The organism is Enterobacter cloacae complex sp. 394F7 (assembly GCF_057320385.1).
Genome location: NZ_JBXWCS010000006.1, coordinates 162694 through 186682, shown reverse-complemented (window position 1 = coordinate 186682; position 23989 = coordinate 162694). Strand labels below are relative to the sequence as shown.

Here is a 23989-nt window from a genome sequence, read left to right as displayed (position 1 = left end):
CACGTTACACCATCACCAACTCAAATAAGATAAGCGTAAAGTTTAATTAACTGCAATCATATATAACTTAAAAAAATGGATGAAAGGAATATATTCGCGAACACAAGCATTTTCAATGCAATAAAAAACCCGGAAACAATATCATTCCTGATACATCTACATTTAATTTTATTAACATGTCCGATTTCGCACTTTAATATCCACGCTGACATCGGTCATTAAGGTAAACCTGATACTTTGGTTGCCATTTTAATGGCTTCCGGTAGTGATGTTCATACTGAGTTAATTAAGAGAAGGAGTTATAAATGCCAACACCGTGTTATATTTCAATTAAAGGACAGACCCAGGGACTGATTACTGACCGGGCGTTCACCGCAGAATCTGTGGGTAACATCTATGTTCAGGGCCATGAAGACGAAATGCTGGTGCAGGAATTCAGCCATAACGTTACCGTCCCTACCGACCCGCAGTCCGGTCAGCCAAGCGGACAACGCTCTCACAAGCCATTTATCTTTACTGTGGCGCTGAATAAAGCCGTTCCGTTACTGTACAACGCGCTGGCTTCTGGCGAAATGCTGCCAACCACCGAACTGCACTGGTATCGCACGTCTGTTGAAGGCAAGCAGGAGCACTTCTTCACCACCCGACTGACCGATTCCACCATTGTGGATATCGACTGCACGATGCCGCACTGCCAGGACGATACCAAGCGAGAGTTCACACAGCTGGTTAAGGTTTCTCTGGCCTATCGCAAAATCGAATGGGAACACGTTTCTGCCGGTACCTCCGGTGCTGACGACTGGCGTGCGCCGCTCGAAGCATAAGAGTCAATCCACAGCATTCTGCCTTGAGGCGGAATGCTGTTTTTGCCGTATCACCGCGGAAAAAAGTCGTGTCAGTACAGGGTTACGTTTCCATTACGGGAGATGGCGGACGCCGGAAACTTCGGCGGTAGCGTACCTGAAGACGAACCCAACGCTGTACAGCCATCACAGTCCAGAGTGAGATGATGGGGAGTAAGGTAATGTCTCGTTTGTTTTATCCCGAAGGTAATGATTTACCGGGTTATGAGTGGTCTCGCCTACTGGGACAGACTCAGGGAACTGATTTTGATTTTAGTGCGCTGGCTGATTCTCTTGACTGCCAGCGTGATTTTTATGGTGCAGGCATTATATATAATGACGGTTACCGCTCATTTTTAGTTCGCCCTTCGCGCCGCACCTCCACTCCGGGTCAGAATCAGATAACCCACGTTGTTGTGACTCAGACAACGCAGCTATCTCGTGAAGGGATGGAGAAAAGTGTCAAAGAAGCCGTTAAAGACCCGTCAATCGGAACAGAAATTGCGTCAACTGCGTTATCCTGTGGCGCTGCTGTGCTGACGGCTGTTGCATGGGTTACCTCTGTGGGCTCCGTACCGCTTACTGGAGGAATGAGTACCCCTCTGGCTGTCCTGGCTACCGCAGGAACGGTTGCAACTGTAGCTCAATGTATCAATGGCATCTGGCGTTTATATGATATTGAATATAAAAATGGTCAGGTTGTTGACTGGATTGACACACAAAGCTGGTATATAGCCACCACCACGGCGCTCGATCTAATTTCACTGGTTTCAGTTACCGGGCCGTTAAAAGAAGCAGTCATGACCTATAAAGTAATGAAATCGGCATCTTCGATGAAAGTGATTGATTGGTTGAAACGTTATCCGAGAATGGAGCGGGTTCGTCTGACCGAAGGCATTATAAAACAGCTTAATCCTGGGATTTCCAACAAGGCGATGAAAGCGATGATTCGTGCAGGAAAATATCCCAGACGATACCCTTCAGAAGCCATTCACCGGGAGTTAATAAAACAGCTTATCAGCGCAACGACCAGTGCAATGGCAATTACCGGAAGCACTGTCAGTGGTGTTATACATTCACCGGCAAGCATCACCACCTCCGGTGAGTATGTTTTTGGATTATTACAATCAGTGGATACCATTAATTAATGAATATAATAACACTCCTGACTGGCTCTCGATTTCAGTTATTAACTCAGGAAGGGAAACAGGTTGATCGTTTAATAAAAAATAGTGGGGAGGCTCTGCTTAAACAGTCTTCGCCAGAACAGGAAAATGCGCTCAATCTTCAGTGGTACCGGCATTCGCTCCCGAATCCTTTTTCAGTCGGAATTATAATTATGTTACTGGCTCTCCCAGTTGCCTGGGAATGGGCGACGATAGTATATTATTTTGATTTTCCTGTCCCAACAACTGCCATATTATGTGTGTCCATCATGCCATTTGCGGGGATATACGCTGCCTTTATACCTTGGGGATTAGGGCGCGGCTATGTCAGCGGATTACGTCTTTTACGCTATTTTTATCTTTTTAACGTACTACTGACTCTGGCTGGTTTTTTTCTGACAGTTATAAAATCAATAGAAATTAATGACTGGATCGGGCAATTTAAATTTTTCCCCTTACAGTTACTGGCTATTTATTTATGCCGACACGTCATGAACAGCAACTCGTTTTATACGATAGTATCATTTTTTCTCACCACTCGCCTGCTTGTTGAGGCCCAAAAAGCAAGAAAAAAGTCCCAAAGCGCTAAATAATCGCCATGAATTATTTCCACCAGAACGATAAAATTGACATTTCGCGCAGTGAAATATCCCGGACGATATTCTACAGAATCCTTGCATCGGGAGTTAATAAAACAGCTTATCAACTCAACGACCAGAACAATGGCAAATTGTGGAAGTGCTGTCAGTGGTGTTATACATTCACCGGCAAGCATCACTACTTCCGGTGAGTATGTTTTTGGACTGTTACAGTCAGTGGATACCATAAATTAATGGATATAATAAAATTCTGACTGCCCCCCGGTTTCATCTGTTAATCAAGGAAGGGGAGCAGGTTGATCAATCAATAAAGAATAGCGGGGAGGCTCTGCTTAAACAGTCTTCGCCAGAACAGGAAAATACGCTCAATCTTCAGTGGTACCGGCATTCGCTCCCTAACCCTTTTTCACTTGGAATTGCAATCATACTGCTGGCCCCCCCGGTTGCCTGGGGTTGGGCGATGATAGTATATTATTTTGGTTTTCCTGTCCCAACCACTGCGATATTGTGTGTATCCATTATGCCATTTATGGGAATATACGTTGCTTTTATACCGTGGGGATTAGGGCGCGGATATGTCATCGGATTACGCCTTATTCGTTATTTTTATCTGTTCAACGTACTACTGACTCTGACAGGATTTTTTCTGACAGTTATAAAATCAATAGAGATTAATGACTGGATCGGGCAGTTTAGTTTTTTCCCTTTACAATTGCTGAGTATTTATTTATGCCGACATGTCATGAACAGCAACGCGTTTTATACGATAGTATCATTTTTTCGCACCACTCGCCTGCTTGTTGAGGCCAAAAAAGCAAGGAAAAAGACCCAAGGTGCTAAATAATCGCCACCAAATATTCCCACCAGAACGATAAAATTAACATTTCGCGCGGCGAAATATCCCGGACGATATTCTACAGAATCTTTGCATCGGGAATTAATAAAACAGCTTATAAACACAACGACCAGTGCAATGGCGGTTTCCGGAAGTGCGGTCAGTGGTGTTATATGTTCACCGGGAAACATCATTACCTCCGGTGAGTATGTTTTTGGATAATTACAACCAATGGATAACATAAATTAAATGAATATAAAAAAATTGCTGACCGGCTCCAGGTTTCAGTTATTAATTCAGGAAGGAAAACAGGTTGAACGGTTGATAAAAAATAGTGGGGAGGCCTTGCTTAAACAATCTTCGCCGAAACAGGAAAATGCTCTCAATCTTCAATGGTACTGGCATTCGCTCCCTAATCCTTTCCCCGTCGGTATTATACTTGTGCTACTGGTAATGCTGCTTGTATGGGGATGGTCGACGATAATATATTATTTTGATCTTTCTGTCCCAACAGGTGCAATATTATGTTTATCCATTCTTCCGTTTATGGGTGTATACCTTGCCTTCATGCCCTATACATTAGGTCGCGGATATGCTAGTGGTTTACTCCTTATACATTATTTTTATCTTTTTGACTTACTGCTGACGCTGATTGCTTTCTTTCTGATGGTCATCAAATCCGCAGGGCTTAATGAGTGGATGGGGCAACTTGACTTCTTACCATTGCAGTTACTTATTTTTTATTTGTGCCGGTATGTCATGAACAGCCGCTCGTTTTATAAAACAATATCATTTAACCGTACCACGCGCATGCTTGTTGAAGCTAAAAAGGTAAGAGAAAAACTACAGAACACTAAATAACCCCATGAGTAAAGTTCTCTTTTTAAGATTTATCATGACGTATCTATAGCGATAAAATAAAGATAACTCGTTTGTTCGAAGCTATTCAAAAACAGCTTAACCCGGAAAGTCTCAACAAAATAATAAAAGCTATAATTCTCGCGGGGAAATATCCAAAACGTATTTCCAAATAGACTATTCACAAAGAATCAATATAGCGCAATGACCCGTGCAATGGCAATTAGTGGAAATACTGATAATGGTGTTATACATTCACCGGCAAGCATAACCACCTCCGGTGAGTATGTTTTTGGATTATTACAATCAGTGGATACAATTAATTAATGAATATATTGACACTGCTGACTGGCCCCCGGTTTCAGCTGTTAATCAAGGAAGGGGAACAGGTTGACCGGTTAATTAAAAATAGCGGGGAGGCTCTGCTTAAACAGTCTTCGCCAGAACAGGAAAATGCGCTCAATCTTCAGTGGTACCGGCATTCGCTCCCTAACCCATTTTCAGTCGGAATTATACTTATCCTACTGGTAATCCTACTTGCATGGGGATGGGCAACGTTAATATTCAGTTTTAGGCTTCCCATTGAGTCAAGTGTTATATTATTGTTCTCCATTACACCATTCATGTGTATACTCCTTGTCTTAATACCCTGGGGATTAGGACGTGGATATGTCAGCGGATTACTCCTGATACTTTACTTTTATCTTTTTGACATACTACTGACTCTGGTTGTTTTCTTTTTGATGGTCATCAAATCCACTGAACTTAATGAGTGGATGAAGCAACTTAACTTCTTCCCTTTACAGTTACTGGTTATTTATTTATGCCGGTATGTCATGAACAGCAACTCGTTTTATACGATAGTATCATTTTTTCGCACCACTCGCCTGCTTGTTGAGGCCAAAAAAGCAAGAAAAAAGTCCCAAGGTGCTAAATAATCGCCATGAATTATTTCCACCAGAACGATAAAATTGACATTTCGCGCGGTGAAATATCCCGGACTATATTCTACAGAATCCCTGCATCGGGAGTTAATAAAACAGCTTATCAACGCAACGACCAGTACAATGGCAATTACCGGAAGCGCGGTGAGTGGTGTTATACATTCACCGGGATGCATCACCACCTCTGGTGAGTATGTTTTTGGATTATTACAATCAGTGGATACCATTAACTAAATGAATATAAAAATTTTTTTATTTGGCATTCAATTCCTTCGGTTAATTCAGGAAGGCAGGCAAATTGACAAATTGATAAAGAATGGCGGTGTAGGCTTGCTCAAAAAATCCACACCTGAACAGGAAAGTGCTCTCAACATTCAATGGTACAGACTTTCGCGCCCTAATCCTTTTTCAGTTGGAATAACACTTATGCTACTGGCAGTTTCTGTCCCATGGGGATGGGGATCTATAATAGATTATTTTGACCTTCCCATTCCATCAAGTGCTATATTATCTTTATCCATTGTACCATTTTTGAGCATATATGCTTCCTTCATCCCCTATACTTTAGGACGTGGATATATCAGCGGTTTATTACTTACACGTCACTTTTATCTTTTTAATATTTTTCTGACATTGTCTGGTTTTTGTTTGATACTTATAAAATCAATAGTTCTTAATGAATGGATGAAGCAACTTTACACCTTCCCCCTACAGTTACTGGTTATTTATTTATGCAGATACACTATCAACAGCAATTCATTTTATAAAACAATATCATTTAGTCGCACCACGCGTTTGCTTGTTGAAGCTAAAAAGGCAAGAGAAAAACTGCAGAGCACTAAATAACCACCACAAGTTACGTTCATCTTTTCAAATATTTACCATGACGTTTCCATAGCGGCAATACATAATTTATCAAAGAATAGTGATCATTGGTAAATAGTATTTTAATTCTATCAGTTACTCTATGGAACTAATCAAAACGATAACAACATTAGTTTCAATTAGAAGTTACGTGCACTTAGATAGGTTATAAAAAAGATGAGTTTATATAGATATATAGTTCAGTGTTATAACCGGGATAAAGTAGAAATTAAACAAGGCTACATTAAGTACATGTTATATTGAGGAAATACTCACAGCCTGCGCAGGAACTGGGTTTCGGGATGAGAAAATGAAGAATTTTACACAAATTTAATTCATGCTCTAGCCCACGTTCACACTCCACTCACAGCCCTACTGAGCAATATGAATGCGTTTCTTGATATCTTTAAGAAACAACGTGATGGTAAATGTCATCATCACTAATAACGACCATGCTCCCCATTTACCCACATGCACTGTCGCCCAGGCACCAATCTGATTGGGGTACTGCCAAACGCCAAAGAGTGTTCCCAGATTCTCGGCCAGCCAGATAAAGAAGCCGATCAGGATGAAGGCCAACAACAAGGGCAATTTGTAAGGGCGACTGTAAGGTGTAAATATCACCGTTGAACGTGCATACATTCCCAGTGCTACGGCGGCAATATACCAGCGATAGTCACTAATGAAATGATGTGTGAAGAAGTTCACATATAACGCCAGGGCTAGCGCTACCGCCATGAGGAGCGGAGGATGATGACGTATTTTTAAATCAAACAGACGCCAGCACTGGATAATATAACTTCCCACCGCCGCATACATAAATCCACTAAATAGCGGCACGCCGCCAATTTTACTCCACCCGGACTCAGGGTAGTGCCACGATCCAATTTCAGACGAGGTTTTAAACAGTTCCAGCCCGAACCCCAGTACATGAAACAATGTTATTGCTTTAAGCTCGTCCCAACTCTCCAGCTTTGTTGCTACCATGCAGACCTGAATAGCCACAGCAATGAGCAATAAAACATCATAGCGGGCAATCCCGAATAAACCGGTCCGCGGGATACAGAAGATGGCTATAAAAAACAGACCGGCAAAAAGACAGGCACGTAGCTCCTTGGTACCGAACCAAAAAAACTCAATTACAACGCGGCTAACACCGGTACGATTCATCGGCGGCGGATTCATTAAATACTGATCAATACGGTTTAACACTGAAACTCCCTTTCTAACTTCCCAAACGAGTGGTGTGCAGGCTCCCCCGCACACCGTTTTTGCGGACTACTTATCCTTCACCACAATCAGCGGTTCAATATCGCTCTCTTTTTTCACCACCAGCGTTTCATCCCCACGCAGGCAGGTTCCGCCGTAATTCCCGCCCACGGTAAAGGTACAGACCTGAATATATTTGCCGTCCACCTTCGGCAAACACCACAGCTGCTGATAGATATTCTTGCGATCGACAAACTTGCCGCTGGATTTATCCAGCAGTTCATCCTGGGCGCTGATCAGATCGATATTACTGCCGCAACGGCCGGCAATGGGTTTGACGGCATAACCGGTCTGCTTCAGCAGCGCGTTAACCTCAAAATCGGTATCGAGCAGGTAGCGGTGGTTCGGGAATAGCTGCCACAGCACCGGCAGGATCGCCTTATTGCCAGGGATCACCGTCCACAGCGGTTCAAACACCAGCACTTCCGGGCGCAGCAGGACGTCAATCAGCCGTACTTCGCCTGCCGGGTGACCGGTGCGGATCGGCACGGCAGCGTATTCGGTTTCGCTGACCTCCCGGATCTGCTCGATTGCCGTCTCCCACGCCCAGGTTTTCCATACGCAGTTGACGTGGCGACCTTCGTCGTCGATTAACTGCCCGGCAGCATCCCAGCTCAGCGCGCCCAGACCGTGCAGAATTTTGGTGTCAAACCCGGCCTGCAGCAGCGAGCGCTGAATAAAGAGCGCGTGGTAGTCTTCTTCGACATCGTTGTCCTGCATGATGTGCACGAACGGACGCGCATGGCTGTGTTTCCACGCGCCGGTCAGCTCCTCCAGCAGACCTTCTGCCGGGTTGTGTCCATTACCGCGATAGCCGTTTTTGACCCACTCTTCCAGAATTAACCCGCCCTCGGTGTGGCAAGAGGCGGAATCGGCGTTGTACTCGTAAACCTTAATGCCGCGCTCATCCATACAGAAATCCATACGACCAGTGATCATATGGTGGCGACGCCACTGCCAGGAGAGACGCAGGCGCGGCCAGAGGATTTTGGGGATGTCGAAAAGCGCCAGTAAATTGTCATCTTTCAGCACTTTGTCGGTGGCGTGCAGATACATAAGATGCAGCTCATTGGTCGCTTTAATCAGCTCCTGTTCGGCGCTTTCGGTAATCGTGAAATAGTGGCAGGGATCGTTATTAATAACGTGGCCGTTGGCGCGGATGTAGGCCTGCTGCAGGGCGTCATTTTCGTTGAGCCATTTTCCGTCGTATTGACGTTTATTCTTCAACCGCGCACCGCTGATTTTCAGCAGTTCGCCGTCAGGTTCGGGCTGGAGAATGCTGTGCTCCGTGTCGTCCGTCTGGATCATCCAGCCAAGGATTTCGGTATCGCTGAAGGTGTCATGAAGCGTGTAACAGTCGTTCTCAACGGTCATGCGCAGCTCACGGGTCCACTGCTGTCCGAGCGGAAGCGGGGAGTGAATTACATTCTGCTCGGCAATGCGGACCTTACCATCCAAAAGCTGGGTGATTACTGCGACATGGCCGGTTTCATGAAACTCGCCGCCCTTTTGCCAGATGAGCAGCGCCCCGGCCTGCGGCGCGCGTTTCGAGCCGTTGGCAAAAGCCTGTAACGGCAGAATATTATCGTTCACCACCTGGCGCAAAAAACGCAGGGAGAAGATCTCCCACGCCATCCCGACATCGGTAAACACAAAGCCATAGTTGAGGAACAGAAAACGGCGGGCGAACTCCACACACTGCCACTTGTGGCCCATGTATTCGTTGCCAATATAGCTGCGGAAATCCGCGTCTTGCGGGTACTTACGCGGGTCCAGACTGCCGTAATTTGAAGAGTAAATCGCCACGCCACCGGGCGCATAGCCTAACAACGTCCCGAATGGCGCATCACTGCTTAACTTTCCTTTACGCATGTATCCAACCTAAAACAGGCAGGCGGCAATTTTTTGGAAGGGTTGTCGTCGTCTGCACGTTGTAATTAACCTGACAGAGGTAGGGTTATCATACACCTCCCCTGACCTTTGCGCTCAGTTCGTTAAACGGTCTATTCATCTCCTGCTACACTGCCTCAACACATCACAAAAAAGGCAGGCCAACATGTCAGACGAAAATACCTATCAGCCACCCAAAGTGTGGGAATGGAAAAAGAACGGCGGCGGGGCGTTCGCCAACATCAACCGTCCTGTTTCTGGTGCCACGCATGAGAAAGATCTGCCCGTCGGTTCGCACCCGCTGCAGCTTTACTCCCTGGGCACGCCGAACGGCCAGAAAGTGACGATCATGCTCGAAGAGCTGCTGGCGCTGGGCGTAACGGGCGCGGAGTACGACGCGTGGCTGATCCGCATCGGTGAAGGCGATCAGTTCTCCAGTGGCTTTGTTGAGGTGAACCCGAACTCGAAAATACCGGCGCTTCGTGACCACTCCACCACCCCGCCAACGCGCGTATTTGAATCCGGCAACATTCTGCTCTATCTGGCAGAGAAGTTCGGTCATTTCCTGCCAAAAGATCCGGCTGGCCGCACGGAAACCCTGAACTGGCTGTTCTGGCTGCAGGGCGCGGCCCCGTTCCTCGGTGGCGGTTTCGGCCATTTCTACAACTATGCGCCGGTGAAGATCGAATACGCGATTGACCGCTTCACGATGGAAGCCAAACGCCTGTTCGACGTGCTGGATAAACAGCTCGCCCGTGGCCGCTACGTGGCGGGTGAAGAATACACCATCGCCGATATGGCGGTCTGGCCGTGGTTTGGCTGCGTGGCGCTGGGCAGCGTCTACAACGCCGCCGAGTTCCTGGATGCAGAGAAATACACCAACGTCCAGCGCTGGGCGAAAGACGTGGCGAACCGCCCTGCCGTGAAACGCGGACGGATTGTGAACCGCACCAACGGTGAGCTTAACGAGCAACTCCACGAACGCCACGCGGCGAGCGACTTCGAGACCAAAACCGAAGATAAGTGTCAGGCGTGATGCACTGCCGGGCGGGTAACCGCCCGGCCAGGCAAATCCTTGCCCAGGGCATGATTAGCTTAAGGGTTGGGCCGGTATTACTGGCACTATGCGGACGTTTTTCTCCAGCCAGACGGCGAGAAGCGACGTTTCAACCGACAGCAGTCACAAAGGATTTGTTATGAAATCAATCAATACAGCGCTGATGATCAGCATCCTTCTTTTTTCTACCTCAGGTATGGCGATGGATAAAACCGCCGCCGGTGCGGTAGCAGGCGCGGCGATTGGGGCGGCCACAGGTAAAGATCTGAAATCCACCGTAGGCGGCGCGGTCGTGGGTGCAGGCACGGGTGCGATGTTCAAAAACGGTGACAAAGGTAAAGCCGCGCGTAAAGGCGGTGCCGTAGGCGCTGTTGTTGGTGCAGGTGCCGCTGCCGTGACGGGCAACAGCGTGCTGAAAGGTGCAGCTGTCGGTGCGGGTTCAGGCGCGCTGATTGGTGAAGCGACGCACTGATAAACGCCGTGGTTCTGCATTTCAAACCGATATGATAAAGAAACCCAGCTATTACGCTGGGTTTTTATATTCTCTCGGTTCCGATTGAGAAACAGGAAGTATTGCCGCAATCGTTACGGGTAGCCCCCTGCTTGCGGTTTCTTTATGTACTGAACTTTCTTCGGTAAGTTTTCAGCGTCCATTCTCCGTAATTTCTTTTATTTTGCTTACGCTGGTCACCTGGGGATTATTGGTCTGATACAGTATACTTTCGCCTGATTAGGGAGGACGTGATGGCTATCAGTGAGAAAGACCTGCTTGAGGCGGGTTTCAGCAAAAGCGAAGTAGACAATTTACAGGGCCGACTCACAGCAGCCGGAGGCACAATGCAGCATCTCATCGATGCGCTCTCACGGCGCTTCCGGGTTTCGGTATGGGTCACGGTCGCGCTGGTTCTGGTTATGCTGGTCACCCTTATCATCGGCAGCCGGACACACATTCTTTCCGGGGGCATGAGTTCCCTTGTTGTCCTGATCATCGCCTGGGTGACCTTTCCACCAGTTCTGGGCTGGAAAGCATTCCGCCTGCAAAAGACTATTTCCCGGCAGGCTCGATAGTCAGTAAATCAAGCGCCACTTTGGCTTTAACACCCCATCCCGCAATTTTAAGCGCCATCGCGGGACGTGGCGTATCAGATACTTTCCTGAAGAAATCGGGCCTGGTCCAGTACCACAGCCGTTGTGCTTCGGGTTTCAGCCTCAGACCATACGCGCCGTAGACTTCACTGAAGAGCGTGACAGCCTTATAGGTCCCCAGCCCTTGCTGTCGGCTGAAGCCCAGGAATTCTGCGACCTCCATCGAGCCGTCAGCGAAAATTCCCTCCGTTTGCTTATCACCGAGGAGGTTGTGTGCGGCCTCACGTGAAATAGTGTTAAGCCCGTTAACAACAATCACGGCACCGGCCACCACGCCCACCGGCGTCATGGAGGACATCATGACGATCCCGCCAAAGATAGCCGCCCCTGCTACCACCACGTCAACAGCTGAGATGATGTAGCCCACAATTTTGTTCTCGTCCCGGACAACCTTCACCTCGGCATAGAGTTTTGCATAGCCGGTTTTAAGAGCACGGGACTGTTCAAGCAGACTGGTATTCTCAGCACGCAATGCCTGCAGACAGGCCATACAGTCATCATCCGTTTTTGCCCGGCGTGCGGCCTCAAATTGAGCCATGATGAATGCCCTGATCTCATCTACAAACTGAATCCGGATAAAACCATCCTGAAGATGCATAGCCGCTACCGTATTGGCCGTATTAACCAGTTTCCTGGCCTCCAGGTTGATCATAGTTTCTGCCCAGGCACGGGGGTTCTGGCCGGGTAAAAGCAACGTGTCCATTTATTGCCTCGCTTATCGGTTTTTGAAAGCATATTCCCGAAACGATTTTTGACAACAAATAATAGCGTTGAAATTCCCCTGTCCGTCGCCCACTGAGTGAAAACTTGCCACCACATTCCTGAGAACAATCCGGTGAAAGGCCGCACGAGGCGGCCTTTACATGTTATGCCGTGAGACGGAACTTCTGCACCGAACGCTGAAGCTCTTCGGTCTGCCGCTCAAGTGCCGCTGCCGCGGCGGAGACCTGCTCCACCAGCGAGGCATTTTGCTGGGTTACACCGTCCATCTGCGTAATGGCAACCCCGACCTGGGAAATGCCTTTGCTTTGCTCCTCAGAGGCTGACGCAATCTGCTTCATGATGGTGGTCACTTCCGTTACATCGCGCAGAATCGCTTCCATGGTGGTCCCCGTGTCGTTCACCAGTTGAGCCCCCTGCTCGACGCGAGCGACGGAATCGGCAATCAGCCCTTCAATCTCTTTCGCCGCGTTGGCGCTGCGGCTGGCCAGATTACGCACCTCACCTGCCACCACGGCAAAGCCACGGCCTTGCTCACCCGCTCGCGCCGCTTCCACTGCTGCGTTGAGCGCCAGAATATTGGTCTGGAAGGCGATACTGTTTATCACGGTGGTGATTTCAGCAATTTTCTTCGAGCTGTCGGAAATACCGCTCATGGTGGTCACCACCTCCTCCACCAGCGAGCCACCGCGGCTGGCCGTGGTCGATGCCACATCCGCCAGCTGGCTTGCCTGACGTGCGCTTTCGGCGTTCAGCTTCACGGTGGCAGTGAGTTGCTCCATGCTGGCTGCTGTCTCTTCCAGCGCGGCAGCCTGCTCTTCGGTACGGGAGGAGAGATCGTTGTTACCGCTGGAGATCTCGGTCGCCCCGCGCCAGATATTTTCACTGCCCGCGCGGATCGTGCTGACCGCCTCGCGCAGGCTGTCCTGCATGGCACTCAGCAACGGCACCAGCTGCCCCACACAGTTACGACCAAACGGTTCAATGGGCTGGCTGAGATCGCCCTGCGCAATCTGGCGGAACTGCTGACGAATTCGGTCCAGCGGTTTCACCAGCATCGCCACCAGGTAACGGTCGCTAAAGAGCAGGATCAGCAGACCAATCACGGTGGCGGCAATAATCACCGTGCGGGTCATGCTGGTCAGGCCATCCACCACTACGCGGGTACTGTCGAGGGTCTTCGCAGCGGCGTTATTGAACTCCTCAGCGGCCGCACCAAACGCACGGCTCAGCTGTGGCGTGACGTTATTAGCCTGCTGGCGATAACCATCCAGCGCGCCCAGCTTCGCCTGCTGCATTTGTGGCGTAACGCCCTGCTCGAGCAGCGCCTGCCAGGTGCCGATCACCCGGGAGGAGACCTGTTCATCCATCGGACCCGGAGAGATCGCTTTCATCTCGGCCAGTTTTTTGCCCATGTTATCCAGCGCCTGCTGGGCGGAGGCCAGATCCGGCGTACCGCCGGCGGCTTTGACTTCCATCGCGCGGCTCAGTCGGGTAACGAAGCGGAAATACTGATCGTTGCCCTGGCTGAGTATGGTCATCTGTTTCACCAGCTGGCGATCGACTTCATTGCCATCCGAAACGCGAGAGAGGGACCAGGTGCTGTAGAGTCCAACGCCTGCCCACATTAAACAAAAGATCCCCAGGATCGTCAGCATGACGAAACGGATCGTGAAATTACGGAGCATGTTCATAAGTGTTCCTTGCCGTGAGGGTGAGTTCGCCCAGAGGCGAGTACTACTCTCGTTATCGGCAGGAACCGCGGAAATTATAACCTTTTGTAACTATTTTTCGTTAGCGTGGCTTCACAGGTACCACAGCACCGATTAACGCTTAGAGGCCTTTCCCGCCGCGACATCGCTTCACGAGCAGATTTATGGTTTGATAATCAAAGAATGAAAACGCTGTTTCAAAAATTCATCGATAAGAAAGGAGACATCATGTCCTGGCACCCTAACCCCGGCCGTTATGAAAATATGCAGTACCGCTACTGTGGCAAAAGCGGGCTGCGCCTGCCTGCGCTGTCGCTCGGCCTGTGGCATAGCTTCGGCCATGTTCACCCGCTCGACACCCAGCGTGCGCTACTGCGTAAAGCCTTCGACCTCGGTATCACCCATTTCGATCTTGCCAATAACTACGGCCCGCCTGCGGGGAGCGCGGAAGAGAACTTTGGTCGCCTGCTGCGGGAGGATTTTGCCGCCTGTCGCGACGAGCTGATTATCTCCACCAAAGCGGGTTACGACATGTGGCCGGGACCGTATGGCTCGGGCGGCTCGCGCAAATATCTGCTCGCCAGCCTCGACCAGAGCCTGAAGCGTATGGGTCTGGAATATGTGGATATTTTCTATTCCCATCGCGTGGATGAGAACACGCCGATGGAAGAGACCGCTGCCGCGCTGGCCCATGCGGTGCAGAGCGGTAAAGCGCTGTATGTCGGAATTTCGTCCTATTCAACGGCGCGCACGCAGAAAATGGCTGACCTGCTTCGCGAATGGAAAATTCCACTGCTCATCCATCAGCCGTCGTACAACCTGCTTAATCGCTGGGTGGATAAAACCGGCCTGCTGGAGACGCTAAAGCAAAACGGTACTGGCTGTATTGCGTTTACCCCACTGGCGCAGGGGTTGCTGACCGGAAAATACCTCAACGGTATTCCTGAAGGTTCGCGGATGCAGCGCGAGGGGAATAAAGTGCGCGGGCTGACGCAGAAGATGCTGACCGAAGCCAATCTGAACAGTCTGCGCTTGCTCAATGAGATGGCACAGGCACGTGGTCAGACAATGGCGCAGATGGCGCTAAGCTGGCTGCTGAAAGATGAGCGCGTAACGTCCGTGCTGATTGGCGCGAGCCGCCCGGAACAGCTGGAAGAGAACGTTCAGGCGCTGAAAAACCTGCGCTTTAGCGAAGAGGAGCTGATACGCATTGATAAGCATGTTGCGGATGGAGAGTTGAATCTGTGGCAGGCGTCGTCGGATAAATAGTGCGGTCTGTTGCCCTCTCCCACAGGGAGAGGGTGGTTAAGAAGGAAATTACTTCTTGCTGATCTTATCCAGATACCCCATCACAAACGCCGAAAGCACAAACGTGAGATGGATAATGACATACCACATCAGTTTGTTGTCCGGGACATTCTTTGCGTCCATGAACACGCGTAACAGGTGAATAGAGGAGATCGCCACAATCGAGGCGGCCACTTTATTCTTCAGCGACGTGGCATCCATTTTGCCCAGCCAGCTCAGCTTTTCTTTACGCGCGTCGATATCAAGCTGGGAGACAAAATTCTCATAGCCAGAGAACATCACCATCACCAGTAAGCCCCCCACCAGCGTCATATCCACCAGTGACAGCAGAACCAGAATCAAATCTGCTTCGGCAATGGAAAAGATGTTCGGCAGAACATGCAAGATTTCCTGGAAGAACTTAATCGTGAGCGCAATCAGCGCCAGCGAAAGGCCAAAATAGACGGGTGCCAGTATCCAGCGCGAGGCGTACATAGCGTTTTCAAAGAAGCGTTCCATAAAGTCCTGTCTGCAAACGAAACCAGCACTCAGTATATCGCAACGGCGCTAACTGTTTGCAACAACTAACCATTACACGTTGTCAGGATCCACCTCAGGGCGCGCATACTCCGGCCAGACCAGCACCACCAGCTCCGGATAGGCTTCCAGGCTGAACTCGCGAAAGCACTGACGCAGGTTTAATACGTCTAAATCGGAATACGAGACCTTCTCACCATTCAGACAGCGCTTTTTGATATTGTCGTAATATTTATAGACCGCTGAATTCAGGTCACTGCAGCGACGCTGCGCTTCAAACAGGCCCGGCGTGTCATTAATTTCCGACATTTTCATCCGCTTTATTGTCGCGTGCAAAAAGTCGATATATTCATGGTTCACCCGCCAGTACCAAACCGGCGTCACCGAGTTCATCAAAACAGAGAAATGGTCTTCACCTTCCTCTTTAGTCATCAGTTCAGGCTGTGGGGTTTCACTGGTGTCTTTCGACTCTTTCGTTTTATTGAACTCCTGCATCAATAAAAGAACACCAGCGGTCAGTAATAGTAATGTAATGACCGTAAAAAAGATGCTGTTCATGGGTTGGCTCCATTTTTTTTGATTTTAAAATTGCCTCATGATATTGTCAACGAATCTCACGCCTTTATCTTCCCCACCTTGTTGAAATTAAAGGAAATTAAAAAATGTTGCCCGACTATCTCGTCCCGGCTAAGTACCACATCACGCCTGTGGAACAGCAACCGACGGAAGCAGAAAAAGAGGCTAATTTCACTCAGGGAAAAAGAAAGCTCGCTGATTTTGAACCAGACATATTAATTGGTGTTTCCCGTAGCGGCAAATCCCGTAATATGTTGCTGGAAGAGCACGATCGTCATATAAAGGATCGGTTATTTCGCGCCATCAAAATTGAAGCCTTTGTCCACCTGTTGAATGACCTGCAGGCAGAAGGCGAAATAGATGCCCAGAAACTAAGTCAAATAATGGCCGAAAAGACCAAAGAAATAAATGAAGCGGGCAATGAAATTTGGCTTAATCTAATTACGCGAGAAAAAAACAACCCTATTTTTTATAACCTGGGGGAAGATTAATGTGAAAGACGTTAAAGATAACGATGTTTATTTGACTTTAGATGAGAAAAAAAGTGACGAATTTATCTTAAAGCAAAATCTCGAGGCTTTGCGTAACACCAAAAACGCCGAGATGACGCGTATTACCCAGGATCTGGTTTCCATTCCGGCGACGCTGGTGCGCCTGAAATGGCAGAACCGCCGCGAGATTTATCCCTTACAGGTCAAGGAAGAGATTTACGGCGCCGTGATGAATGCCATCATCGAACAACGGCCCGAGCTGAAAGAGAAGCTTCTGGGGCGTCTGGAGGCCAATTATCAGTATCTGCTGGCCAGAGAAACCGCGACCCTGCGCCTGACGCGCAAACTGTCTGACGGCGAGTATCGTACCTCAAACGTCACCAGCGTCGCGCTTGACGAGGACGCGCTGGCAGCCCTCTCTCCCGCGTCGACGGATAACAAACACGAATAACCCGACAGGGATAAAAAAAGCCGGCTTTCGCCAGCTTCTTCGTTATTTCGCGGCCGCTTTCTCTTCGCCGACCAGCCCAATCTTCAGATAACCCGCCTGATGCAGCGTATCCATGACCTTCATCATGGTCTCGTAATCAACGGTTTTATCCGCACGGAAGAAGACCGTCGTGTCTTTCTTACCGCCAGTGAGCTGATCCAGCGCCGGGATGACAGAGTCAGCCGTCACCGGGTCGTTGCCGAGGAACATCGATTTATCTGCTTTCACCGACAGATAGATGGGCTTTTCCGGGCGCGGCTGCGGCTGGCTGGACGAGGCCGGCAGGTTTACCTTCACGTCGACCGTCGCCAGCGGCGCAGCAACCATGAAGATAATCAGCAGAACCAGCATAACGTCGATAAACGGCGTCACGTTGATTTCATGCATTTCGCCGTTATCGTCCAGATTTTCATTAAGACGCATTGCCATAATTCATTAACCTACGCGCAGTTTGGACGCCGCGTGCACCGGTTTAGCGGCACTGGCATTCAGATCAAGATCGCGGCTTTGCAGCAGCAGAACCTGTGCGGCGACATCACCGAGGGTGGCTTTATAGCTGCCAATCATGCGCGCGAAGACGTTATAGATAACCACCGCAGGGATCGCCGCAACCAGACCGATAGCGGTCGCCAGCAGCGCTTCGGCGATACCCGGTGCAACTACCGCCAGGTTCGTCGTTTGGGTTTGCGCAATCCCGATAAAGCTGTTCATGATGCCCCAGACCGTACCGAACAGCCCCACGAACGGCGAGATGGCCCCGATGGTCGCCAGATATCCATTGCCCCGGCCCATATGACGGCCCACGGCGGCGACGCGACGCTCCAGACGGAAGCCGGTACGTTCTTTAATACCTTCGTTATCTTCACTGCCTGCGGAGAGTTCCAGCTCGTTTTGCGCTTCGTTAACTAACAGGGTGGTCAGGCTTTTCGCGTGGAAGGATGAGGTCATATCAGACGCCTGATCCAGAGAGCGGGCTGCAGCCAGCTGCTGTTGCTCACGCTTGAGGCGGCGCTTCTGAGAAATCAGCTCGGCGCTCTTGCCAAAGAAGATAGCCCACGTGATCACGGACGCCAGAATCAGGCCGATCATCACAATCTTAACCACGATGTCAGCATGATGATACATGCCCCAAACGGAGAGATCCGTCTGCATCAAATTATTACCCACTCTGTATCTCCAGGACGCAAATCACAAAATCTGAACGTAATAATATCAAAACATCGTCGAATTGATAGTCGTTCTCATTACTATTTACATAGTGCCGCAATTTTCGCTCATATTCCTTGCGCTTACGCAGTAAAAATTTCTTATGCGGTTTTTTGCTAATATTTTCTGCTTATTCGATAAGCATCCGGGTGCAGATTTTCACATTCGTGGTAGTCTGGACGTCCAGACGTATAAAAACAGGGTTAGCGAACATGACCAAGAAGCATCTTGATACCACGCTGGTACAGGCCGGGCGCAGCAAGAAATATACTCAGGGTTCGGTGAACAGCGTGATCCAACGGGCCTCCTCGCTGGTGTTTGATACCGTAGAGGACAAAAAAATCGCCACGCGTAACCGCGCCAAAGGCGGGCTGTTTTACGGACGTCGTGGCACGCTAACCCACTTCTCACTGCAGGAAGCCATGTGCGAGCTGGAAGGCGGCGCAGGCTGCGCGCTGTTTCCGTGCGGTGCGGCGGCAGTCGCCAACACCATTCTGGCGTTCGTGGAACAAGGCGACCATATTCTGATGACCAACACCGCCTATGAACCGAGTCAGGATTTCTGCACCAAAATCCTCTCCCGACTCGGCGTAACCACGGGCTGGTTCGATCCGCTGATTGGCGAAGGCATCTCAGAGCTTATTCAGCCCAACACGCGCATTGTGTTCCTGGAATCTCCGGGTTCGATCACCATGGAAGTACACGACGTGCCGGTCATCGTGAAAGCCGTGCGCAGCAAAGCGCCAGAGGCGATTATCATGATCGACAACACCTGGGCGGCAGGCGTGCTGTTTAAAGCGCTGGAATTCGACATTGATATCTCCATTCAGGCGGCGACCAAATATCTGATTGGCCACTCAGACGGCATGATCGGCACGGCCGTTTCTAACGCCCGCTGCTGGGATCAGCTGCGGGAAAATGCCTACCTGATGGGGCAGATGGTCGATGCCGATACCGCCTACATGACCAGCCGCGGCATTCGCACGCTGGGGGTGCGCCTGCGTCAGCATCACGAAAGCAGCCTGAAGATAGCTGAGTGGCTGGCGCAGCACCCGCAGGTTGAGCGCGTTAACCATCCGGCACTGCCGGGCAGTAAAGGGCATGAATTCTGGCAACGAGACTTTACGGGCAGCAGCGGTTTGTTCTCATTCGTTCTAAAAAAACGGCTGAATAATGACGAGCTGGCAAGCTATCTGGATAATTTTACCCTCTTCAGCATGGCCTACTCCTGGGGCGGGTTTGAATCCCTGATCCTGCCAAATCAGCCGGAGCAGATTGCGGCCCTGCGCCCTGGCGGTGAAGTGGACTTCAGCGGCACCCTGATTCGCCTGCATATCGGTTTAGAAAACGCGGACGATTTAATTGCCGATTTAGCAGCAGGGTTTGCGCGTATCGTGTAGAGTGCTGGCAAACATGTACTCCATGGATGCTTTTGTGGACACCGCCACCAGAAAAGTCTGCATTAGTTGCGCCCGCGATCAACCCCATCGGGCAAATAAGGGAGTACAATAGTGCTATATCTGTTGTTCCACAGGAAAGTCCATGGCTGTTATTCAAGATATTATCGCGGCGCTCTGGCAACACGACTTCGCCGCACTGACCGATCCTCACGTTGTAGGTATCGTCTATTTCGTGATGTTCGCGACCCTGTTTCTGGAAAATGGATTACTGCCAGCCTCATTTTTACCCGGTGATAGCCTCCTTTTGCTTGCGGGGGCGTTAATCGGTAAAGGTGTCATGGACTTCACGCCGACCATGGTGATCCTCACCTCCGCGGCAAGCCTGGGCTGCTGGCTGAGCTATCTGCAGGGCCGCTGGCTCGGCAACACGCGCGTCGTGAAGGGCTGGCTGGCGCAGCTACCGCATAAATACCATCAGCGTGCGACCTGCATGTTTGACAGGCATGGCCTGCTGGCCTTGCTGGCCGGGCGTTTTCTGGCCTTTGTTCGCACCCTGCTGCCCACCATGGCAGGCATTTCCGGCCTGTCGAACCGCCGCTTCCAGTTCTTCAACTGGCTGAGCGCGTTGTTATGGGTGGGTGTCGTTACCACTCTCGGCTACGCGCTGAACATGATCCCGTTTGTGAAGCACCATGAAGACCAGGTAATGACCTTCCTGATGGTGCTGCCGATGTTCCTGCTGGTGGCTGGACTGGTGGGAACGATTGCGGTGGTGATTAAGAAGAAGTACTGCAGTGCATAAATAAAAGCCGGGTGGCGCTATCGCTTACCCGGCCTACGTTTGCCGTCAGACTCCCTGCATGGTTCGGATGCGTGACGCATCTTCCCCCGGCGTGACGCCGAAGTAGCGCTTAAACTCCCGACTAAACTGCGACGCACTCTCATATCCGACCCGCATCGCCGCCGCGCTGGCCTTCATGCCGTCGTGGATCATCAGCATCCGCGCCTTATGCAGACGGTAGGTTTTAAGGTATTGCAGCGGCGAGGTGCTGGTCACTGACTTAAAGTTGTGGTGAAACGCCGAGACGCTCATGTTCGCTTCCGCCGCCAGCTGGTCAACGCTGAGGTTTTCCGTGTACTGGCTTTCGATGCGCTTGAGCACGCGGCTTATCAGGCTGAAGTGGGTCTGCCGACTGACCAGCGCCAGTAGTGCCCCGCCACCCGGCCCCAGCAGCACATGATAGAGAATTTCGCGGATGATTTGCTTACCCAGAATACGCGCATCCAGCGGCCTCTCCATCACGTCCAGCAGACGCTCAATGGCACAGAGGATCTCCTCTGACAGCGTGGCTGAGTTAATGCCGCTCGCCGCCATCGACGGCTGGAAAAGCTCGTCTTCGCCAATGTCCATCAGCAGCTCCTGAAGCTGAAGAATATCGACATTTACGCGGATCCCCGCCAGCGGTACCTCCTCTGTCGCGAAGGTTTCACATTCGAAGGGTAAAGGTACTGTCAGCAGCAGATATTCATTGGTGTCATAACGGAACACGCGTTCATTGATATAACCAATTTTATGGCCGGAAAAGAGAAAAACGATGCCCGGCTGATACATCACCGGCGTCCGCTTTCCCGGCTGCGTCCCGTAGAGCAGGCGAATATCCGGCAGCAGTTCGCCTGGGTTATTTTGCTTATCAATCAGTCTCTTAATCTGCGAAGTGAGCTGAAGACAGATGGCTTCACGGTTCATTTAGCGTTACTCCGGGTACGGTTTGCGACCCTCACAGTCTGCGCATTTTCCTGACGTTTCTCCAGTGCTCTGTAGAAATGGGCAAGACATCGGCAGGAATGTGCATTGAGAGGATATCCCCGGGCAGCCACAATGTGCAGCATCAGGTAGCCATCCGCGCCGCCACGATTTTTCACCCACGATAGGGAACGAGCCATGAATAATTTTAATCTCCACACCCCAACCCGCATCCTGTTTGGTAAAGGCGCTATCGCCGATCTGCGTGCACAGATCCCCGCTGACGCCCGCGTGCTGATCACCTACGGTGGCGGCAGCGTGAAAAAAACCGGCGTGCTGGATCAGGTTTACAGCGCACTGGAAGGTCTGGACGTGCGCGAGTTTGGCGGTATCGAGCCAAACCCTTCTTATGAAACGCTGATGAACGCGGTGAAAATCGCCCGCGAAGAAAACATCACCTTCCTGCTGGCTGTCGGCGGGGGTTCCGTGCTGGACGGCACGAAGTTCATCGCCGCGGCAGCACACTACGCCGACGGTATCGACCCATGGCATATCCTGGAAACCCGCGGCAGCGACATTAAAAGCGCGATCCCGATGGGCTCCGTGCTGACCCTGCCAGCCACCGGTTCTGAATCCAACAAAGGCGCGGTGATCTCCCGTAAAACCACCGGAGACAAACAGGCCTTTATGAACGAGCACGTTCAGCCCGTATTCGCGATCCTCGATCCGGTGTACACCTACACCCTGCCCGCGCGTCAGGTCGCGAACGGCGTGGTCGACGCCTTTGTTCACACCGTTGAGCAGTACGTGACTTATCCGGTGGATGCCAAAATTCAGGATCGTTTTGCGGAAGGCATTCTGCTGACGCTGGTCGAAGAGGGTCCGAAGGCGCTGAAAGAGCCAGAAAACTACGACGTGCGTGCCAATGTGATGTGGGCTGCAACGCAGGCCCTGAACGGCCTGATTGGCGCAGGCGTGCCGCAGGACTGGGCAACCCACATGCTGGGCCATGAACTGACGGCGATGCACGGTCTGGATCACGCCCAGACGCTGGCGGTGGTTCTGCCAGCCCTGTGGAACGAAAAACGTGATACCAAACGTGCCAAACTGCTGCAGTACGCGGAACGCGTCTGGAACATCACCGAAGGTTCTGACGACGCGCGTATCGATGCGGCAATCGAAGCGACCCGCAACTTCTTTGAAGGCCTGGGCGTGCCGACGCGTCTGTCCGGCTATGGTCTGGATGGCAGCTCTATCCCTGCCCTGCTGGCTAAACTTGAAGAACACGGCATGACTCAGCTGGGCGAACACGGCGACATTACGCTGGACGTTAGCCGTCGTATCTACGAGGCGGCGCGCTAAGCGTTTTTGGCATCCTGCCTTTCGTTTTTTGACATTTCGTCCAGACTTAATGCACACCCCATCGCCGGAGTCCCCCTCCGGCGATGCGTACCTGAAGGAGGAAAAATGGCAAACCAAACCGTAATCAAGCTGCAGGACGGCAACGTGATGCCCCAGTTGGGGCTAGGTGTATGGAAAGCCGGTAACGACGAGGTCGTCTCCGCCATTCATAAAGCACTGGAAGTCGGCTATCGGTCCATTGATACCGCCGCCGCCTACAAAAACGAGGACGGCGTGGGGAAAGCACTGGCCAGCGCCGGTATGTCCCGCGACGACCTTTTTATCACCACCAAACTGTGGAACGACGACCAAAAGCGCCCGCGCGAAGCGCTACAGGAGAGCCTGGAGAAACTCCAGCTCGATTTCGTCGATCTGTATCTGATGCACTGGCCGGTTCCGGCTATCGACCATTATGTTGATGCCTGGAAAGGGATGATTGAACTGCAAAAAGAGGGGCTGGTGAAAAGCATCGGCGTCTGTAACTTCCAGGTTCATCACCTGCAGCGTCTGATTGACGAAACGGGCGTTGTGCCGGTGATTAATCAGATTGAACTGCACCCGCTGATGCAGCAGCGCCAGCTTCACGCCTGGAACGCCACACACAAAATCCAGACCGAATCCTGGAGCCCGCTGGCTCAGGGCGGTGAAGGGGTGTTCGACCAGAAAATTATCCGCGATCTGGCGGATAAATATGGCAAAACCCCGGCGCAGATTGTCATTCGCTGGCACCTGGACAACGGCCTGGTGGTGATCCCGAAATCGGTCACGCCATCGCGCATCGCCGAGAACTTCGACGTCTGGGATTTCCGCCTGGATAAAGATGAGCTGGGCGAGATTGCGAAACTGGATCAGGGCAAGCGTTTAGGGCCCGATCCGGATCAGTTTGGCGGGTAGTAAAAAGCCGGGTGGCGGCTGCGCCTTACCCGGCCTACGATCTGAGTTGTAGGCCCGGTAA

At 50.9% G+C, this 23989-nt stretch carries 25 protein-coding genes; 15 read left to right on the top strand and 10 right to left on the bottom strand.

What is annotated here, in order from left to right; genetic code table 11:
- Positions 1-305 precede the first annotated feature (305 nt).
- From AC2FAK_RS11340 to AC2FAK_RS11330, 3 genes are all read left to right on the top strand, one after another.
- Entirely contained in the window at positions 306-824 is a 519-nt protein-coding gene (locus tag AC2FAK_RS11340) for an Hcp family type VI secretion system effector (protein WP_020689513.1), read from the top strand.
- Positions 825-1024: 200 nt separating this feature from the next.
- Positions 1025-1990 (top strand): Ssp4 family T6SS effector, encoded by a 966-nt coding sequence (ssp4, locus tag AC2FAK_RS11335; protein WP_240516895.1) that lies wholly within the window; start codon positions 1025-1027, stop codon positions 1988-1990.
- A complete protein-coding gene (locus AC2FAK_RS11330; protein WP_095454915.1) occupies positions 1990-2601 on the top strand; it encodes a hypothetical protein in 612 nt (203 codons plus the stop codon). Before ssp4 ends, AC2FAK_RS11330 begins: the two co-directional genes overlap by 1 nt.
- 765 nt (positions 2602-3366) lie before the next feature.
- Here AC2FAK_RS11330 and AC2FAK_RS11325 read toward each other — a convergent pair.
- A complete protein-coding gene (locus AC2FAK_RS11325) occupies positions 3367-3636 on the bottom strand; it encodes a hypothetical protein (RefSeq protein ID WP_170942746.1) in 270 nt (89 codons plus the stop codon).
- 55 nt (positions 3637-3691) lie between these two features.
- Between AC2FAK_RS11325 and AC2FAK_RS11320 the strand changes: the two genes are divergently transcribed.
- Positions 3692-4303, top strand: a complete 612-nt coding sequence (locus AC2FAK_RS11320) for a hypothetical protein (RefSeq protein WP_095454913.1) — start codon at positions 3692-3694, stop codon at positions 4301-4303.
- A 1175-nt stretch (positions 4304-5478) separates the two neighbouring features.
- A complete protein-coding gene (locus AC2FAK_RS11315; protein WP_141236762.1) occupies positions 5479-6090 on the top strand; it encodes a hypothetical protein in 612 nt (203 codons plus the stop codon).
- Positions 6091-6480: 390 nt separating this feature from the next.
- On the opposite strand, the gene AC2FAK_RS11310 is transcribed toward AC2FAK_RS11315, so the two are convergent.
- Both AC2FAK_RS11310 and gss read right to left on the bottom strand, forming a co-directional pair.
- Complete coding sequence (locus AC2FAK_RS11310) at positions 6481-7293, bottom strand: DUF817 domain-containing protein (RefSeq protein WP_095454980.1); 813 nt, start codon at positions 7291-7293, stop codon at positions 6481-6483.
- A gap of 93 nt (positions 7294-7386) precedes the next feature.
- Complete coding sequence (gene gss, locus AC2FAK_RS11305; protein ID WP_095454911.1) at positions 7387-9249, bottom strand: bifunctional glutathionylspermidine amidase/synthase; 1863 nt, start codon at positions 9247-9249, stop codon at positions 7387-7389.
- A 184-nt stretch (positions 9250-9433) separates the two neighbouring features.
- Here gss and yghU point away from each other — a divergent pair, with 184 nt between their 5' ends.
- From yghU to AC2FAK_RS11290, 3 genes are all read left to right on the top strand, one after another.
- Entirely contained in the window at positions 9434-10303 is an 870-nt protein-coding gene (gene yghU / locus AC2FAK_RS11300; protein ID WP_095454910.1) for a glutathione-dependent disulfide-bond oxidoreductase, read from the top strand.
- 160 nt (positions 10304-10463) lie between these two features.
- Complete coding sequence (locus tag AC2FAK_RS11295) at positions 10464-10796, top strand: glycine zipper domain-containing protein (RefSeq protein ID WP_095454909.1); 333 nt, start codon at positions 10464-10466, stop codon at positions 10794-10796.
- A gap of 272 nt (positions 10797-11068) precedes the next feature.
- Complete coding sequence (locus AC2FAK_RS11290) at positions 11069-11392, top strand: hypothetical protein (protein ID WP_038420575.1); 324 nt, start codon at positions 11069-11071, stop codon at positions 11390-11392.
- On the opposite strand, the gene AC2FAK_RS11285 is transcribed toward AC2FAK_RS11290, so the two are convergent.
- Both AC2FAK_RS11285 and AC2FAK_RS11280 read right to left on the bottom strand, forming a co-directional pair.
- Positions 11370-12008, bottom strand: coding sequence for a DUF4225 domain-containing protein (locus AC2FAK_RS11285; protein ID WP_224787910.1), 639 nt, complete (start codon positions 12006-12008; stop codon positions 11370-11372). The two genes, AC2FAK_RS11290 and AC2FAK_RS11285, sit on opposite strands and share 23 nt — an antisense overlap.
- Before the next feature lie 328 nt (positions 12009-12336).
- Positions 12337-13884, bottom strand: coding sequence for a methyl-accepting chemotaxis protein (locus AC2FAK_RS11280; protein ID WP_029882958.1), 1548 nt, complete (start codon positions 13882-13884; stop codon positions 12337-12339).
- Positions 13885-14130: 246 nt separating this feature from the next.
- Here AC2FAK_RS11280 and AC2FAK_RS11275 point away from each other — a divergent pair, with 246 nt between their 5' ends.
- Positions 14131-15171: an aldo/keto reductase gene (locus AC2FAK_RS11275; RefSeq protein WP_095454979.1), complete on the top strand. Its 1041-nt coding sequence runs from the start codon at positions 14131-14133 to the stop codon at positions 15169-15171.
- A 48-nt stretch (positions 15172-15219) separates the two neighbouring features.
- On the opposite strand, the gene AC2FAK_RS11270 is transcribed toward AC2FAK_RS11275, so the two are convergent.
- Entirely contained in the window at positions 15220-15708 is a 489-nt protein-coding gene (locus AC2FAK_RS11270; RefSeq protein WP_013098707.1) for a TIGR00645 family protein, read from the bottom strand.
- A gap of 72 nt (positions 15709-15780) precedes the next feature.
- A complete protein-coding gene (locus tag AC2FAK_RS11265; protein WP_013098708.1) occupies positions 15781-16284 on the bottom strand; it encodes an ESA_00282 family adhesion-associated protein in 504 nt (167 codons plus the stop codon).
- A 104-nt stretch (positions 16285-16388) separates the two neighbouring features.
- On the opposite strand from AC2FAK_RS11265, the gene AC2FAK_RS11260 reads away from it, so the two are divergent.
- Entirely contained in the window at positions 16389-16793 is a 405-nt protein-coding gene (locus AC2FAK_RS11260) for a hypothetical protein (RefSeq protein ID WP_013098709.1), read from the top strand.
- Position 16794: 1 nt separating this feature from the next.
- Positions 16795-17244, top strand: a complete 450-nt coding sequence (locus AC2FAK_RS11255) for a hypothetical protein (RefSeq protein WP_029883022.1) — start codon at positions 16795-16797, stop codon at positions 17242-17244.
- Positions 17245-17286: 42 nt separating this feature from the next.
- Here AC2FAK_RS11255 and exbD read toward each other — a convergent pair whose 3' ends face one another.
- Together exbD and exbB are read right to left on the bottom strand one after the other, a co-directional pair.
- Positions 17287-17712: a TonB system transport protein ExbD gene (gene exbD, locus AC2FAK_RS11250; RefSeq protein WP_014833267.1), complete on the bottom strand. Its 426-nt coding sequence runs from the start codon at positions 17710-17712 to the stop codon at positions 17287-17289.
- A 6-nt stretch (positions 17713-17718) separates the two neighbouring features.
- On the bottom strand, positions 17719-18450 hold the full coding sequence (gene exbB, locus AC2FAK_RS11245) for a tol-pal system-associated acyl-CoA thioesterase (protein WP_023622105.1): 732 nt from the start codon (positions 18448-18450) through the stop codon (positions 17719-17721).
- A 251-nt stretch (positions 18451-18701) separates the two neighbouring features.
- On the opposite strand from exbB, the gene metC reads away from it, so the two are divergent.
- Positions 18702-19889 carry a cystathionine beta-lyase gene (metC, locus tag AC2FAK_RS11240; RefSeq protein ID WP_320736875.1) on the top strand — a complete coding sequence of 396 codons (1188 nt, stop codon included), beginning with the start codon at positions 18702-18704 and terminating at the stop codon, positions 19887-19889.
- Positions 19890-20031: 142 nt separating this feature from the next.
- On the top strand, positions 20032-20691 hold the full coding sequence (gene yghB, locus AC2FAK_RS11235) for a DedA family general envelope maintenance protein YghB (RefSeq protein WP_014833270.1): 660 nt from the start codon (positions 20032-20034) through the stop codon (positions 20689-20691).
- A gap of 45 nt (positions 20692-20736) precedes the next feature.
- Here the strand turns inward: yghB and AC2FAK_RS11230 are convergent, their stop codons facing one another.
- Positions 20737-21636 carry an AraC family transcriptional regulator gene (locus AC2FAK_RS11230; protein WP_095454908.1) on the bottom strand — a complete coding sequence of 300 codons (900 nt, stop codon included), beginning with the start codon at positions 21634-21636 and terminating at the stop codon, positions 20737-20739.
- Between the two features lie 195 nt (positions 21637-21831).
- On the opposite strand from AC2FAK_RS11230, the gene yqhD reads away from it, so the two are divergent.
- Positions 21832-22995: an alcohol dehydrogenase gene (gene yqhD / locus AC2FAK_RS11225; RefSeq protein WP_013098716.1), complete on the top strand. Its 1164-nt coding sequence runs from the start codon at positions 21832-21834 to the stop codon at positions 22993-22995.
- 105 nt (positions 22996-23100) lie between these two features.
- A complete protein-coding gene (gene dkgA / locus AC2FAK_RS11220; protein ID WP_013098717.1) occupies positions 23101-23928 on the top strand; it encodes a 2,5-didehydrogluconate reductase DkgA in 828 nt (275 codons plus the stop codon).
- The last annotated feature ends 61 nt before the right edge of the window (positions 23929-23989 follow it).

Bases quoted from the DNA above. Each gene is read 5' to 3' on its own strand.
- AC2FAK_RS11275 (WP_095454979.1), top strand. From the start codon at position 14,131: ATGTCCTGGCACCCTAACCCCGGCCGTTATGAAAATATGCAGTACCGC.
- AC2FAK_RS11325 (WP_170942746.1), bottom strand. From the start codon at position 3,636: ATGATGTTTCCCGGTGAACATATAACACCACTGACCGCACTTCCGGAA.
- AC2FAK_RS11290 (WP_038420575.1), top strand. From the start codon at position 11,069: ATGGCTATCAGTGAGAAAGACCTGCTTGAGGCGGGTTTCAGCAAAAGC.
- AC2FAK_RS11265 (WP_013098708.1), bottom strand. From the start codon at position 16,284: ATGAACAGCATCTTTTTTACGGTCATTACATTACTATTACTGACCGCT.
- AC2FAK_RS11340 (WP_020689513.1), top strand. From the start codon at position 306: ATGCCAACACCGTGTTATATTTCAATTAAAGGACAGACCCAGGGACTG.
- AC2FAK_RS11295 (WP_095454909.1), top strand. From the start codon at position 10,464: ATGAAATCAATCAATACAGCGCTGATGATCAGCATCCTTCTTTTTTCT.
- exbD (WP_014833267.1), bottom strand. From the start codon at position 17,712: ATGGCAATGCGTCTTAATGAAAATCTGGACGATAACGGCGAAATGCAT.
- yghB (WP_014833270.1), top strand. From the start codon at position 20,032: ATGGCTGTTATTCAAGATATTATCGCGGCGCTCTGGCAACACGACTTC.
- gss (WP_095454911.1), bottom strand. From the start codon at position 9,249: ATGCGTAAAGGAAAGTTAAGCAGTGATGCGCCATTCGGGACGTTGTTA.
- AC2FAK_RS11310 (WP_095454980.1), bottom strand. From the start codon at position 7,293: ATGAATCCGCCGCCGATGAATCGTACCGGTGTTAGCCGCGTTGTAATT.
- dkgA (WP_013098717.1), top strand. From the start codon at position 23,101: ATGGCAAACCAAACCGTAATCAAGCTGCAGGACGGCAACGTGATGCCC.
- ssp4 (WP_240516895.1), top strand. From the start codon at position 1,025: ATGTCTCGTTTGTTTTATCCCGAAGGTAATGATTTACCGGGTTATGAG.
- AC2FAK_RS11315 (WP_141236762.1), top strand. From the start codon at position 5,479: ATGAATATAAAAATTTTTTTATTTGGCATTCAATTCCTTCGGTTAATT.
- AC2FAK_RS11230 (WP_095454908.1), bottom strand. From the start codon at position 21,636: ATGAACCGTGAAGCCATCTGTCTTCAGCTCACTTCGCAGATTAAGAGA.
- yqhD (WP_013098716.1), top strand. From the start codon at position 21,832: ATGAATAATTTTAATCTCCACACCCCAACCCGCATCCTGTTTGGTAAA.
- AC2FAK_RS11320 (WP_095454913.1), top strand. From the start codon at position 3,692: ATGAATATAAAAAAATTGCTGACCGGCTCCAGGTTTCAGTTATTAATT.
- AC2FAK_RS11330 (WP_095454915.1), top strand. From the start codon at position 1,990: ATGAATATAATAACACTCCTGACTGGCTCTCGATTTCAGTTATTAACT.
- AC2FAK_RS11260 (WP_013098709.1), top strand. From the start codon at position 16,389: ATGTTGCCCGACTATCTCGTCCCGGCTAAGTACCACATCACGCCTGTG.
- metC (WP_320736875.1), top strand. From the start codon at position 18,702: ATGACCAAGAAGCATCTTGATACCACGCTGGTACAGGCCGGGCGCAGC.
- AC2FAK_RS11285 (WP_224787910.1), bottom strand. From the start codon at position 12,008: ATGGCTCAATTTGAGGCCGCACGCCGGGCAAAAACGGATGATGACTGT.
- AC2FAK_RS11280 (WP_029882958.1), bottom strand. From the start codon at position 13,884: ATGAACATGCTCCGTAATTTCACGATCCGTTTCGTCATGCTGACGATC.
- AC2FAK_RS11270 (WP_013098707.1), bottom strand. From the start codon at position 15,708: ATGGAACGCTTCTTTGAAAACGCTATGTACGCCTCGCGCTGGATACTG.
- yghU (WP_095454910.1), top strand. From the start codon at position 9,434: ATGTCAGACGAAAATACCTATCAGCCACCCAAAGTGTGGGAATGGAAA.